The sequence below is a fragment of the Azospirillum sp. B506 genome, assembly GCF_000333595.1.
Classification (GTDB): Bacteria; Pseudomonadota; Alphaproteobacteria; order Azospirillales; family Azospirillaceae; genus Azospirillum.
Map to the genome: position 1 here is coordinate 1 of NZ_BADK01001009.1, position 528 is coordinate 528.

A 528-nucleotide genomic window follows, 5' to 3' on the forward strand; every position below is an offset into this window, starting at 1 on the left:
CACGTCCGATCGCCGCGCTGACCATCAACCACCAGGGACAGTTCCCGGCCGTGACGCTGTCCTTCAACCTGGCGCAGGGCGTTTCGCTCGGACAGGCGACCACGGCCATCGACGAGGCCATGCGCGCCCTGGGCACGCCGGCGGCACTGGCCGGATCGTTCCAGGGAACGGCCCAGGCCTTCCAGCAGTCGCTGGCCAGTGAACCCTACCTGATCGCGGCGGCGCTGGTTGCCGTCTACATCATCCTCGGCGTCCTCTACGAAAGCACCATCCACCCGCTGACCCGGCAGGTCGCTGTCGCCATAGCGCAGCATCAGCTCCTGATCGCCCGCCAGCTGCTGAAGCATCGCCGTCAGCCGGTCCAGCTCGCCATTGAGGGCGGCGGCGGGCAGCGGCCCGCTTTCGCCGAAATCGCTGCGCCGTTCGATCGGCAGCCGGCGGCGCAGCAGCACCACGGTCCCCTCCGGCGGAGCGCTGGCAAAGGTCACGGCCCCGCCTCCGCTGGCACCGGCGCCACCGACCGCATAG

General features: G+C 70.3%; 1 protein-coding gene. It reads left to right on the top strand.

The features are described from left to right. A partial coding sequence (locus tag I71_RS37950) for an efflux RND transporter permease subunit (protein ID WP_042703473.1) occupies positions 1–528 on the top strand: 528 nt, incomplete at both ends.